The 12336-nt window shown below is 74.0% G+C and carries 8 protein-coding genes and 2 pseudogenes; all 10 read left to right on the top strand.

Annotated elements, in window-relative coordinates; all coding sequences use genetic code 11:
* Positions 1 to 523: 523 nt before the first annotated feature.
* The 10 genes and pseudogenes from J1792_RS31090 to J1792_RS31050 all read left to right on the top strand — a co-directional run bounded on the left by J1792_RS31090 (position 524) and on the right by J1792_RS31050 (position 12331).
* On the top strand, positions 524 to 1024 hold the full coding sequence (locus J1792_RS31090; RefSeq protein ID WP_207248670.1) for a hypothetical protein: 501 nt from the start codon (positions 524 to 526) through the stop codon (positions 1022 to 1024).
* A gap of 103 nt (positions 1025 to 1127) precedes the next feature.
* Positions 1128 to 2273 (top strand): ADP-ribosylglycohydrolase family protein, encoded by a 1146-nt coding sequence (locus J1792_RS31085; RefSeq protein WP_307843131.1) that lies wholly within the window; start codon positions 1128 to 1130, stop codon positions 2271 to 2273.
* A gap of 75 nt (positions 2274 to 2348) precedes the next feature.
* On the top strand, positions 2349 to 2549 hold the full coding sequence (locus tag J1792_RS31080) for a hypothetical protein (RefSeq protein ID WP_207248669.1): 201 nt from the start codon (positions 2349 to 2351) through the stop codon (positions 2547 to 2549).
* 4 nt (positions 2550 to 2553) lie between these two features.
* The gene (locus tag J1792_RS31075) at positions 2554 to 3363 is read left to right on the top strand and encodes a hypothetical protein (protein WP_207248668.1); all 810 of its coding nucleotides are present in this window, start codon (positions 2554 to 2556) and stop codon (positions 3361 to 3363) included.
* Positions 3364 to 3368: 5 nt separating this feature from the next.
* Positions 3369 to 3860, top strand: coding sequence for an HD domain-containing protein (locus J1792_RS31070; RefSeq protein WP_372446207.1), 492 nt, complete (start codon positions 3369 to 3371; stop codon positions 3858 to 3860).
* 9 nt (positions 3861 to 3869) lie between these two features.
* Positions 3870 to 4139 (top strand): annotated as a pseudogene (locus J1792_RS34730) (hypothetical protein); the annotation flags it as partial.
* Between the two features lie 253 nt (positions 4140 to 4392).
* Positions 4393 to 5742 carry a type VII secretion integral membrane protein EccD gene (eccD, locus tag J1792_RS31065; protein ID WP_372446203.1) on the top strand — a complete coding sequence of 450 codons (1350 nt, stop codon included), beginning with the start codon at positions 4393 to 4395 and terminating at the stop codon, positions 5740 to 5742.
* A 46-nt stretch (positions 5743 to 5788) separates the two neighbouring features.
* On the top strand, positions 5789 to 6898 hold the full coding sequence (locus tag J1792_RS31060) for a hypothetical protein (protein WP_207248666.1): 1110 nt from the start codon (positions 5789 to 5791) through the stop codon (positions 6896 to 6898).
* Positions 6895 to 10901 (top strand): annotated as a pseudogene (eccCa, locus tag J1792_RS31055) (type VII secretion protein EccCa). Before J1792_RS31060 ends, eccCa begins: the two are co-directional and overlap by 4 nt.
* Positions 10898 to 12331, top strand: a complete 1434-nt coding sequence (locus J1792_RS31050; protein WP_207248665.1) for a DUF6177 family protein — start codon at positions 10898 to 10900, stop codon at positions 12329 to 12331. The pseudogene eccCa and the gene J1792_RS31050 overlap by 4 nt, the downstream one beginning before the upstream one ends.
* The last annotated feature ends 5 nt before the right edge of the window (positions 12332 to 12336 follow it).

The raw sequence follows: 12336 nt of genomic DNA, 5'->3' as shown, positions 1-12336 counted from the left end.
TTCCGTGATGGCAGGAAAAGCTGCGGCTGTGGAGATCGTGTCATCCTCGTGAACTCGGTGGGGCGGAGCTGGAGGCTTGGATCGGGGCGAGGGGCGGGCACGTGCGAGTGATTCCCCACGTGCCCCGGTGGGCCGATCGCAGGATTGAGGTCCGGCACCGGCCGGGTGAGCGCGTCGCGCCGGTGAGCCCGACGTTCTGCCGTCGACGGGAATCTATGCGGCGTGCGTGAGGTGGGGGCAGAATGGGCGGTCTCGATTCGTCAGTGCGGACCAGGGGCCGGCCGCGCGTAGCGCCACGTCAAGGGCGCGGTCCGGGTCGGCGGCCATGCCCCGTCGTACCCGCGGTGGCCGCCAGGAGTCCACCACTGGTCGAGTGCCGTGGTGCCAGCGCCGGTTGGTCCATGTCCACAGCCTTCGATTCCGCCACTCCCGTCGCTCGGCGATCCAACCGCACCCAGGCCGCACCGAAGGAATCCAATCTGTGACGGAGAGAAGCCCTGCGCAGTTGATGTCCGATCGGCTGGTGGCCATCGACTGGATGGATTACGCCGCAGCTGAGAGACACGCTCTTTCCCGTGCCCTGCTGATGCGCGAGTTCCTTCGCCGCTCGGCTCTGTGGGTCGAGTACCTGGGAGGCGGCGACCGATGGCCGTTCATCGACTTCGCCGAGCGCGTCGACCCGTCGGTGCGTGCCGGCGAGGGGCTGATGGGACGGCTGGACGCGTTCACCTCGGCGAACGTACCGGACATCCGCGCCCGCAGGATGTGCCGCGCGGTCACCCGCTGGACGGCGATTCGCGACGAAACGCAGGTCCGGCTGCCGGATCTGGAGGACCCGTACGCACCGCTGGTCATGCTCTACGAACGGGGCGGCGCGTTCTGGGTCGAGAACGGCGTCGCGGACTTCGAGCTGCGGCGCGTGCCCCTTCGCACCTGGCAGGCGAACGTCTCACCCGAGCCGGTCGTCCAGCTTGACCGGGCCGCACTCGATGTCCTGGATTCGGAAGCGGAATCCGGAGTTTGAAGCGGCAAACGCTGCCAAGGACAACGTGCCGGGTGCTTGTCCCCGTCGAGTCCCTGCCGACTGCTCCACCAACGCACCGGCGCCCGAGAGTTAGGGTCGAGAGGTGACTCGGACTTCATCACCAGGCGTCGACGACACCACACGTGACCGCATACGCGGATGCCTGCTCGGCGGAGCCGTCGGCGACGCCCTCGGGAACCCCGTCGAGTTCCTGTCGCTCCACGCCATCCGTGCCGCGTACGGGCCGGCGGGTGTCAGCGGCATGGTGCCGGATGGCGAGGGCGTGACCGGGCGCGTCACCGACGACACGCAGATGACGCTCTTCACGGCGGAGGCGCTCATCCGGGCCGACGCCCGGGCGAGCGCCAAGGGCATCGGAGGCGCCGAGACGGGCATCCTGCTCCACGCCTACCTGCGCTGGCTCGACACCCAGCAGCACCCCGGGCCGCCGCCCGCCGCCGGCCCCCGCGACGTGGTGCGGTCCGGGTGGCTGCGCGAACAGCCGTGGCTGTACGCGCGGCGCGCCCCCGGCAACGCCTGCCTCTCCGGGCTGCGGCACCGTCACGTCCCCGCCCCCTACGGCTCTCTCGACGGCACCCCGGGCCCCGTCAACCCCGACTCCAAGGGCTGCGGCACCGTCATGCGCTCCGCGCCCTTCGGCCTCACCGGCGAGTTCACCGGCTACGCCTTCGAGCTCGCCGGCCGGGCCGCGCAGATCACGCACGGCCATCCCACGGGCGGGTACGCCGCCGGCGCCTTCGCCGCGATCGTGCGGCACCTCCTGGACGGCGCGTCCCTGGAAGCGGCGGTCGCGCGAACGCTGGAGCTCCTCGCCCGCCACCCAAGGCACGAGGAGACGAGCGATGCCCTGCGGCAGGCCGTCGCCCTCGCCGCCGAGGGCTCGCCCTCCCCGGAGAAGGCCGAAAGTCTGGGCGGCGGCTGGGTCGCCGAGGAGGCCCTCGCCATCGCCGTGTACGCGGCCCTCGCCCACCCGGACCCCGGCTCCGTCGCCGACGCCCTTCTGTTGTCCGTCAACCACTCGGGCGACAGCGACTCCACCGGTTCCGTCTGCGGCAACCTGCTGGGTGTCCTGCACGGCGAGGCCGCCCTGCCAGCGTCCTGGCTCGCCGTCACCGAGGGCCGGGACGTCATCGCGCGGGTCGCCGACGACCTCGTGCTCCAGTTCCACGGACCGACGCCCCCCTACGGCGAGTCGGTCCACCCGCGCGAGCGCTACCCGCACAACTGACGCCGCGCCATCTCAGCACCTCCTCGACACCTCGACGCCTCAGCACCGACGATCCGGCCTGTACGGGGGACGACCATGGCCACTCCGCCACCACCACAGCCCTTTCCTGCGCTGCAGCCGTTCCCGCCGCAGCAGCCCGGCCCCGGCTTCCACGCCCCGCCAGGTACGCCGCTCGACCCCGGTCTGCCGATGTTCAAGCGCCCCGCCGCGCTGGGGCTGCTGATACCGGTCGCCTGGGTGCTGTTCATGGCCTTCCAGGCCGCGCGGGGGTCGTAGCCCCGTGGACCTCCACTCCCTCCTCCGCACCGGCTTCGACGGCCACCCCGCCGCCGACTTCGACGACATCCTCTACGGCGTTTACGAGGACCCCCGCCACCGCGACCGCGTCCTGCCCCTCACCGCGTTGATGAACGACGAGGCGGCGTCCGCCATGAACCGGTTCCTCGCCTGCGTCGTCCTGACGACGTGGGCGGAGCCTGCGGGTTACGAGGCGGTGCTGCGCGCCGCCGCCGATTCCCGGAACGCGCCCTGGTACGACGTCAGCGTCGACCGGAAGTTCTCGGTCGACTCCACCTTCGCGCAGCTCGCCGACGCCCTCGGCTCCGGCGAGGAGCTGGCGGAGGAGAAAGGGAACGCCCAGCTCCGGACGGAGGCGCTGCGCGCCCTCGTGCGGATCGCGGACACCGAGTACTTCGAGGAGAAGCTCGAGGGCGCGCTGCACGGGGCCGCGCTCGCCGCGCTGCTCCCGGACATCGAGGAGACCGTCCTGCGCGGGGTCCGGGCCCTCGGGCCCGGCCGCCGGATCCGTTTCGACCTGGCGACCCAGCTCGTCGACCTGGCCTGCGCGATCGCCCTCGTCGACGCGCCGAGGGCGATCGCGCTGGCCGAGCGGGTGATCGCCGCCGACCCTGACCACCGGGTGCTCGTGCACGCGACGACCGTCGTGGCCCGTGCCGAGGGCGAGGAGCGGCGGAGGTTGGCCGGGCGGCTGCTGGCCGGCGGCGACGAGGAGATCCGTAGGCTGGTCGCGGAGGCCGTACGAGCCGCGGATCACTCCGAGGTACGAGAGGGGGAGACCGGCACCGTATGACGTACATGACGCTCGCCGAGGTCGAGGCATTCGCCCGCCGCGCCCACGCCGGGCAGACCGACAAGGCCGGCCGGCCGTACGCCGAGCACCTGGCGGCCGTCGCCGAGGGCGTACGCGAGCGGGGTGGGAGCGAGGAGCAGATCGCCGCCGCGTGGCTGCACGACGCCGTCGAGGACGACGCCGTGACGGCCGACTGGCTGGCGGCGGCCGACCTCCCCCAGCCGACCAAGGACATCGTCCTCGCGGTCACCAAGCGGCCGGGCGAGCCCGCCGAGGCGTACGCCGCCCGCGTCCTCGCCACGCCCGGCGCCCTGCTCGTCAAGGCCGCCGACCTGGCGCACAACGCCGCCCCCGAGCGGCTGCGTGCCCTGCCCGACGCGGCCACCCGGGACCGGCTCCGCGCGAAGTACGCCCGCATGCGCGCGCTGCTCGGGCTGAACGACTCCGACGAATGGCCGCCGATCGCCCGCCTCGAGCGGGACGACGCCGAGGCGTGACGGGGAATGATGACGAAGGATTACGACAGCCAGCTGCTGGAGTCGGTTTCGGTACGGCGCCGGCGAATGCGCGATGCCCTGCTGCACGGTGCCCAGCGGGCCCGTCGGACGGCCGACGAGAAACTCGGCAAGGTATTCGCGGGAATAGCCGTCGCGGCCGTGCTGTGCGCCGGGTGTGTGGGGTGGTCGTTCATTCAGCACACGCTGGCGAAGCAGAAAGCCCAGCAGAAACAGCAACAGCAGCAACAGCAGCGATACGTGCCGCCCGTGGCGCCCTCGCCGACGCCCCCGCCGTCCCCGTCTCCGTCGGTCTCGCCCTCCCCTTCGCTCTCACCGTCCCCCTCCGCGTCCCCAACGCCCAGCGCGTCCCCGTCCGTTACCCCCAGTGCGCCGCCCACCAGCGCGTCCCCCACGCCGGGCACCGTCAAGCCGACGCCGCGACGGTCCGCCACCGTCAAGCCGTATCCGACACCGACCAAACCGAAAAGAACCCCCAAAACGATGGAGACGGGCCGATGATAGGTTCAGGCGAGTGGTGAACGTGGGGGCAAAGCAGCGAACGGAATTGAGCAGGGTCACTCTCGTCGCGGAACGACGAAGAGTGGATCTCGTATTGCCCGCCGACGAACCCATCGGCCGTCTTCTCCCGGACGTTCTGCGGCTGCTCGACGACCGCGTCGGCGGTCACCCGATGTCGCGTCATCTGGTGACCGCTGAAGGAACGGTTCTGCCGCAGGGCGGCACCCTCGCCGACGCGGGTGTGCCCGACGGCGCGGTGCTGCGGCTCGTCCACGCCGAGGACACCCCCTCCGCTCCCGTCGTGCACGACGTCACCGACGAGGTCGCCGAGGACCTGGACGTACGCGCCTGGCGCTGGGGCGAGCGGGCGCGGCGCGGCACCGCGGGCCTGACCACGGTCGCTCTGGCCGTCACCACCGCCCTGCTCGCCCGCGCCGCCCTCGGCCCGGCGGCCGTCGCCCTGGGCGTGCTCGCCGCGGCGGCCGTCGCGGCCGTCGGCGGAGCCGTCACCGCCAGGGCCGGCGGCCGTACCGTCGGCACCGTCCTGATGCTGACCGGCGGCGCCCTGGGCCTCCTCGGCGCCTGGACCGCCGCCGACGCGCACGCCTGGTCCGGGCCCGTACGGCTGGCCGGCGTCGCCGCGGTGGCGACCGTGACGCTGGCGCTGCTCGGGCTGTTCTCGCCCCTGGGCCGGGGCGGGCTCATCGGCGCCGGCGCGCTCGTGGCGGTCACCGCCGCGTGGGAGGCCGTCGCGCTGATCCAGCACGACGCGGCCCGCGTGGGCGCCGTCCTCGCCGTCGTCGGCGTCGTCGCCCTGGGCCTGCTGCCCCGGTTCGCCTTGACGGCGGCGGGCATGACGGCGCTGGACGACCGGCGCTCCGGCGGGGCCTCCGTCAGCCGCCACCAGGTCGAGACCGCCCTCGCCGCCACCCACCGCGGGCTGTCCCTGGCCACCGTCGTGGTCGCCGCGTCCGCCATGGCGGGCGGGCTGCTGGCGCTCACCGCGCCCCGTGTGTGGACCGTCGTGCTCGCCGCCGTCCTCGCCGTCGTCCTGCTCTCCCGCTCGCGGGCGTTTCCACTGGTCGCCGAGGTCGTGGCGCTCCTGGCGGCCGCCCTCGTCCTGCTGGTGCGCCTCGCGGTGGTGTGGATCGACCACACCGGCGGCACTCCGTACGGGCCGCTGGCGGCGCTGGGCGCGGCGGCGGTCGTACCGCTGGGCGTCCTGGCGGTCCGGCCGCCCGAGCATGTGCGCGTGCGGTTGCGCCGCGCCGTGGACTTCGTCGAGACCGTCGGCGTGATCGCGCTGTTCCCGCTGGCCGTCGGAGCGTTCGGCGTGTACGGACGCCTCCTCCACCAGTTCTGAGTTCCACCAGTTCTGAGTTCCAGCTTCTGAGTTCCAGGAGAGACGTATGCCCGAGGGCGACTGGCAGGGTGACGTACTGCGCAACCTGCGTGATCTGACGAAGGAGCTGGACGGGCTCGCGGCGGCGGCGCCCGCCCCCGCGCCGGCCGCCGCGCCCGCGACCCCGGCGCCCGCCCCGCCCACCGCACCCGCTCCCGCCCCGCCGTCCGCGCCCCGCCCGTTGCCCAGCCCTCTCACCATGGAGATCCCGCTCCCCGAGGAGCTCGTCAAGGGCAAGCCGCTCAGCGGCGACTCCGCCACCCGGCGCACCGGCCGCTCGCTGCGCCGGCTCGTCGGCTCCTCGGCCACCCGCGACGTGGCCGAGGCCACCCGCCTGGCCCAGGCTCTCCAGCAGCCGCTCACCACGGGCCGCCAGATAGCCGTCACCAGCATCCGCGGCGGCGCCGGCAAGACCACCGTGGCCGCGCTCCTCGGCCGTACGTACGCGCACTACCGCCAGGACCCCGTGCTGATCCTCGAGGCCGACGCCGCGCTCGGCACCCTCCCGGCCCGGCTCGGCGCCGCCAAGGTGAAGTGGACGGTCGCCGACCTCGCGCAGATCGTCGACCCCTCGATGCGGTTGACCGACGTCATCGGCTACCTCGTCCAGCTGCCCGACGGCGGCTGGCTGCTGCCGGGCAGTCAGGGCCGCGTCGGCAGCCGCCTGGAGCTGGCGGATTACCGCGCGGTGATGGTCGCGCTGCGCCGCTACTTCGGCATCACGGTCGTCGACGGCGAGACGCTCCCCAGCGAGCTGTCGCGTACGGCGTTGTGGGCGGCCCAGGCCCGGGTGCTGGTCGCCCCCGCCACCGTCGAGGGCGTGGTGAGCACCCGCGCGGTGCTGGAGTGGATTGCGTCGCTGGGGAGGCCCGCGATGCTGGAGGGAACTGTGGTGGTCGTCGCCGCGTCGTCCCCCCACATGACGCTCGACGTGAACGCGGCAGGCGAACACCTGGGGTTGGAGGGGGTGAAGGTGTTGATGCTTCCCTACGACCGGCATCTCGCCGCCGGTGGTCCGGTGCGCGACGAGCTGCTGGGCCAGGCCACCCGCGAGGCCGTCACCGAGCTGGCCGCGGAGGTCCTCGGCCGGGCGATGAGCAGGCGGTACGCGCGATGACGACCCGCATGGTCCACCGCCCCGCGCGCACCACCCGGCCGCAGGCCGCCCCGCCGCCCGCACCATCGAACCGCCGCCCAACCTGCCCGAGGGCAAGACCGGCGGCGCCCTGCACTCCTTGATGCCCATCGCGGGCGTGATGAGTTCCGTCGTGATGATGACGGTCGTCCGCAACAGCCAGTTCGCCGCGATCGGCGCCATGGTGCTCGTGGTCACCGTCGTCGGTTCGGTCGCCATGATGCTGTCGCAGCGCGGCAAGGCCCAGCGCACCCGCCGCCAGCAGCGTGAGCGCTACCTGGACTACCTCGAGGAGCTCCGCGAGGAGCTGGTCGCCGAGGAGCGTGGGCACCGGGCCGCGGCCCGGGTGCTGGATCCCGCCCCCGAGGCGCTGTACGACGTCGTGCGCGACCCCGCCCGGCTGTGGGAGCGCCGCCGCCTCGACGCCGACTTCCTGCGGGTGCGCGTGGGCACCGGCGAGATGCCGGTACGGCCTCTCGTCGTCGGGCGGCCCGGCGGCAGCGTCCTGACCCCGCCCGACCAGTTCATGCTCAATGAGGCCGGGGCGCTGAAGAATCGATTCACCACGGCGGTCGACCTGCCCCTGACCGTTCCCCTGGACCGCGCCGGCAACATCAGCGTCGTCGGCGACCGCGACGGCGTCCTGCGGGTCGCGCGCGCCCTGCTCACCCAGACCGCCGTCCTGCACGCCCCCGACGACGTCGGCCTCGCCCTCGCCTGCCCCGACGATCGGATGGCCGACTGGGGCTGGCTCAAGTGGCTGCCCCACACTCTCGACCCCGACGAGTTCGACGGGCCCGTCAGCGCCCGCCGCATCGCCCCCGGCATCGGCCGGCTCGCCCGCCTGATGCAGCGCGACCTGCGCGGCCGCGCCTCCTACGCCGCGGAGGTCCGGCGCGGACTGTCCGGCCGGGAGGCCCTGGACATGGCGAGCCGGCTCCTGGTCGTCAGCGACGGATACGGGCGGGACGCCCGCGACCTGCCCACCCCCGACGAGGCGGTACCCCTGCCGGACATGGGCGTCACCGTCCTGCACCTGGTGGCCGAGCGGGTCCAGGAACCCGGCCAGGTCTCCCTGCGCATCACCGTCGACGGCGACGACGTCCATGTCGAGGACCTGCGCCAGGGACAGCCCGTCACCGCCCACGGCACCGCCGACCCGGTCACCGCGGCGGGCGCCGAGGGCATCGCCCGGCTGCTCGCCCCGCTGCGGCTGTCGGCCGATTCCCTCGTCGACGCGCCCCTGTCGGGCCCCGTCGACTTCATGGAGCTCCTCGGCATCGACGACCCCGCCGCCCTCGACACCGGCCGGCTCTGGCAGCCGCGCGGCGAACGCGCCTTCCTGCGCGTGCCCATCGGTGTCGGCGACAACCGCATGCCCGTCCTGCTCGACCTCAAGGAGTCCTCCGAACTCGGCATGGGCCCGCACGGCCTGTGCGTCGGCGCCACCGGCTCCGGCAAGAGCGAACTCCTGCGCACCCTCGTCCTCGCGCTGGTGGCCACCCACCCACCCGAGGACCTGGCCATGGTCCTCGTCGACTACAAGGGCGGCGCCACCTTCGCGCCCTTCGCAGACCTGCCGCACGTCGCGGGCGTCATCACCAACCTGGAGAACCAGGCCGGGCTCGTCGAGCGCGTCCACTCCTCCCTCGCCGGCGAGGTCCAGCGCCGCCAGCAGGTCCTCAAGGACGCCGGCAACGTCGCCGACATCGGCCACTACGCCGCCCTGCGCGAGACACGCCCCGACCTCGAGCCGCTGCCCCACCTCTTCGTCGTCATCGACGAGTTCGGCGAGCTGCTCACCGCCAAGCCCGACTTCATCGACCTGTTCCTGTCCATCGGCCGCATCGGCCGGTCCATCGGCGTGCACCTGCTGCTCTCCAGCCAGCGCATCGAGGGCGGCAAGCTCAGGGGCCTGGACACCTACCTGTCCTACCGGCTCGGCCTGCGCACCTTCTCCGCCGACGAGTCCCGCACCGTCCTCGACACCGCCGACGCCTTCAACCTGCCGCCCATCCCCGGCTTCGGCTACCTCAAGGTCGACGTCAGCGCCTACGAGCGGTTCAAGGCCGGCTTCGTCTCCGGCCCCTACCGCGGCCCCGTACGGCGCGACGCCGAGGACGACGCCCCCACCGTCTGGCCGTACCCGGACTTCAACACCCTCGGCGAACCCGAGGACCAGCCCGCCCCGGGGAGCGAGGAGCCGGCCACGCGCCACCGCGACCCCGGGCCGACCACGATGTCCGTCGTCGTCGACCAGCTGCGCGCCGCCGCCGCGCCCACCCGCGCCATCTGGCTGCCGCCGCTGCCCGGGGCCATCGCGCTCGACACCGCCGCCGGGCCGCTGCGCGCCGGCGACCGGGGCATGCAGCTGGCCGTGCGCCCCGGCCCGCTGAAGGTCCCGCTCGGCGTCCTCGACGACCCCGCCCGGCAGTGGCAGGGCCAGTGGATCCTCGACCTCACCGTCTCCGGCGGCCACGCCGCCGTCGTCGGCGGACCGCAGTCCGGCAAGACCACCCTGCTGCGCACCTTCGTGCTGTCGCTCGCGATGACGCACACCCCGCGCGAGGTCGGCGTCTACGGGCTCGACCTCGTCGGCGGCGGCCTCGCCGCCCTCGCCGGGCTGCCGCATGTCGGCGGGGTCGCCGGCCGCGCCGACCGCGAGCGCGCCGCCCGCACGGTCGAGGAGGTCCGCGGCATGCTCGCCGTCCGGGAGGAGCTGTTCCGCGAGCACGGCATCGACTCCGTCGAGCGGCTGCGCGACCTGCGCGCCGAAGGCCGGCTGCCCGAGCTCGCCTCCACCGAGATCGTCCTCGTCATCGACGGCTTCGGCGCCCTGCGGGACGACTTCGCGGAGCTCGAGGACGCCGTCACCGACCTCCTGCGGCGCGGCGGCGGCTACGGCATCCACGTCGTGGCGTCCATGCTGCGCTGGAACGACGTCCGTATCGCCACCCAGGCCACCTTCGGCACTCGCGTCGAGCTGCGCCTGAACGACCCGGGCGACAGCAGCGTCGACCGCAAGCTCGCCGAGACCCTCGGTCCGGACGAGCAGGGCCGGGCGCTGACCGACGCCAAGCTCTTCGCGCAGACCGCGCTGCCCCGCATCGACGCCCTCGCCACCACCGCCGGGCTGGGCCCCGCCGTCGAACAGGCGGTCGCGGTCATCGCCTCGGCCTGGTCCGGCGAGGGCGCCCAGCCCGTCCGCGTGCTGCCCGCCCGGATCCCGGTGGCCGCGCTGCCGTCGGCGACCGCCGAGCCCCACCGGGTGCCCGTCGCCCTGGACCAGACGGCGCTCGCGCCCGTACTGCTGGACCTCTTCCGGCGCGACCAGCACCTGCTCGTCCTCGGCGACAGCGAGTGCGGCAAGAGCAACCTGCTGCGGGTCGTCGCCCGGGGACTGATGGAGCGCTACTCCGACGAGGAACTCGTCTTCGCCGTCATGGACCCGCGCCGCGGCCTGCGCACCCTGGTGCCCGAGGAGTACCGCGGCGGCTACGCGCACAACGCCCGGCTCTGTGGCGCCCTGGCCACCGGCATCGCCACCGAGCTCGAGAAACGCATGCCCGACGACCTGGCCGCCCAGGACGCCCTCGCGTCCGGCACCTGGTTCACCGGCCCGCGCATCGTGATCCTCATCGACGACTACGACGTCCTCACCACCGCCGGGCAGCAACCGCTCGCGCCCTTCCTGCCGTTCATCCCCTCCGCCCAGGACATCGGCCTGCACTTCGTGGTCACCCGCCGCGTGGCGGGCGCCTCGCGGGCGCTGTACGAGCCGTTCCTGATGACTCTGAGGGAGAGCGGCACGACGGCGGTCGTCATGGCCGGGGACCGGCAGGAGGGCCAGCTCTTCCCCGGCGTCTACGCCGCCGCCCAGCCGCCCGGCCGGGGCACGCTCGTCCGTCGCGGCGAGCTGGTCCGGCTCATCCAGACGGCGCTGGCCGCCGACTACGACACCGACACCACGGGGACCCACAGATGACCAAGGACGTGATCGCCCTCACCGAGCGGATGCCGGACGCCTGGAGCGTCCTGGCCGGACTGCTCTCCGGCGGTCCGGACCTGCGGGTCCGCACGGCCTCGGACGATGCCGTGATACAGCTCTGCGACGAGGAGGGCCGGCCGCTGCTGTCGGTCGAGGCGCCGCTGCTGCTGCGGGTGCCCGGCGAGGCGGCGCGCCTGCTGGGCGTCGACGAGAAGAGCCTGGGGGAGGGGCCGCTGTGGTGGGTCGAGGCACGCGCCTCGACGGCCGTGCCGGCGGCCGAGCCGCTCGCCGGCACGTTCGCGGCCCGCCTGGCCCACCTGCTCGGCGGCCGCGTCTGGCCGCCCGGCGCACCCGGCACGGACACCCCGGGCACCCCCGTCGACACCTCCGGCATCACGGCCGTGCCCGCGCCCGCCGCGGCGCAGCCCGCCGTCGACGTCCTCACCGACCGCACCGCCGTCGTCCTCCAGGACCGCCCGGTCGTCGCCATGACCAGCTGGCTGTCGGAGGTCGTGCGGGCCGCGGCGGAGAGCGAGCGCGGCCTGCAGATCGTCACCCCCGGCCACAGCCGCCTCTCCTTGGCCACCCGCACCCTGCTCACCGCCCCGCCCTCCCGGTGGGTCGTCCAGGACGATCGCATCGGCTACTACGACGGACTGTCCGGGGCGGTGCTGCGCTGGCAGGAGGGCGCCTTCGCCCCCGCCCGGGACGAGAACGGCGAGACGCCGGTCGCCCCCGCCTTCGGTGACGTGGAGCGCACCGACGACCGGCAGCTCCTGCTGTCCTTCCGCACCCGCCACCCGGCCGACGACCAGCTGGTCCTCGGCGGCGCCCTGGAGACCGCCTGGCAGGCCCTGACAGGCACCCTCCCCGCGGGCTGGGGCACCGCCGAACCGGCGAACCTGCCCTGGTCCCGGCGGCAGCTGACCGCGCTGGCGCACGAGCGCGCCCCCGAGCCCACCTGGACCGTCGTCGTGGGGACCCCCGACCGGCCGGCCCAGGCCACCCTGCGCGTCGTGCGCACCTCGGAGGGCGTCGAGGAGGACGTCACCCTCGCCGTGGGCCACGGCCCCGGCGAGCCGGTGCCCGTGGCGGGGCTGCGGGAGCTCGCCGACGAGCTGGTGACCCGGCACGGGGTGCGGTCCATGCTGTGCCAGTTGCGCGAGGCGCGGCGCGACCTGAGCGTTCCGCCCCGCTTCGAGCGGCCGCCCGTGCCGCTCGCCTTCGTCCTGGGCCCGGACGAGGTCCTCGAGGTGGGCCGGGACCACGCGGGCGCGCCGCCGCTGGAGGACACCCCGCTGCCGCTGGGCCCGATCGCCCGGCCGGGCTACTACTACCCGCTGGGGGACGGCACCACCGCGGCCGGCTGGACGGCCTTCGAGCGGCTCGTGCGTCATCTGCGCTCGTCCGATGCCGAGAGGAGCTGACGGAC

The sequence above is a fragment of the Streptomyces triculaminicus genome (genome assembly GCF_017349075.1).
Taxonomy (GTDB): Bacteria; Actinomycetota; Actinomycetes; order Streptomycetales; family Streptomycetaceae; genus Streptomyces; species Streptomyces triculaminicus.
The sequence above is the reverse complement of the archived record's forward strand: the minus strand, read 5'-3'. Positions and strand labels throughout refer to the sequence as shown.

Bases quoted from the DNA above. Each gene is read 5' to 3' on its own strand.
- J1792_RS31080 (WP_207248669.1), top strand. From the start codon at position 2,349: ATGGCCACTCCGCCACCACCACAGCCCTTTCCTGCGCTGCAGCCGTTC.
- J1792_RS31070 (WP_372446207.1), top strand. From the start codon at position 3,369: ATGACGCTCGCCGAGGTCGAGGCATTCGCCCGCCGCGCCCACGCCGGG.
- J1792_RS31060 (WP_207248666.1), top strand. From the start codon at position 5,789: ATGCCCGAGGGCGACTGGCAGGGTGACGTACTGCGCAACCTGCGTGAT.
- J1792_RS31050 (WP_207248665.1), top strand. From the start codon at position 10,898: ATGACCAAGGACGTGATCGCCCTCACCGAGCGGATGCCGGACGCCTGG.